This is a genomic window from Blautia aquisgranensis, from assembly GCF_040096615.1.
Lineage (GTDB): Bacteria > Bacillota > Clostridia > Lachnospirales > Lachnospiraceae > Blautia_A > Blautia_A aquisgranensis.
Genome location: NZ_JBBMEJ010000050.1, coordinates 1 through 675, shown reverse-complemented (window position 1 = coordinate 675; position 675 = coordinate 1). Strand labels below are relative to the sequence as shown.

Annotated in this window: 2 rRNA genes; both read right to left on the bottom strand. The window is 45.0% G+C overall.

Features of this window, described 5'->3' with window-relative positions:
• Positions 1–187 precede the first annotated feature (187 nt).
• A 5S ribosomal RNA gene (rrf, locus tag WMO28_RS16785) occupies positions 188–305 on the bottom strand.
• Between the two features lie 201 nt (positions 306–506).
• Positions 507–675 (bottom strand): 16S ribosomal RNA (locus tag WMO28_RS16780); the annotation flags it as partial.

Here is a 675-nt window from a genome sequence, read left to right as displayed (position 1 = left end):
ATTTCTTAATACTTTGCGTTTAAGGATATTTGATTAACTTAATCAAATCTTCATGTATGCAGTTTTCAAGGTACAATGCTGACTGATGTTTTATCAGCCATTTAAAAAGAAAATATCTTTTCTTCTTAAATCACTGGTAAAACCAGCATCTATTCTCATCAGGATCTCTCCTGCTTTTCTTTTTTTGATCTGGCGCCCACCTGCTCTCCCACACCGTCTCCAGTGCAGTACCATCGGCCGATTGGGTCTTAACCGTCGTGTTCGGGATGGGAACGGGTGTTTCCCCCAACCGCATCGGCACCAGAAAAGTAGAGTACTTAATGAGCACAAGCCGCAGGCGCAGTACGAATTTAGTACGAACTTTGTTCCGAGGAACTTAATGAGAGGACACGATAGTGTCATCGAATTTAGTAATTCGGAACCCCTTCGTCTTAAGCTCATTTCTGTATAGTTCCTTGATAACTCAACAGTAAAACACATCTGATTTTCTACTTATCTTACCTTAGAAAGGAGGTGATCCAGCCGCACCTTCCGATACGGCTACCTTGTTACGACTTCACCCCAGTCATCGGTCCCGCCTTCGGCAGCTCCTCCCTTTAAGGTTAGGTCACTGACTTCGGGCGTTACTGACTCCCATGGTGTGACGGGCGGTGTGTACAAGACCCGGGAACGTAT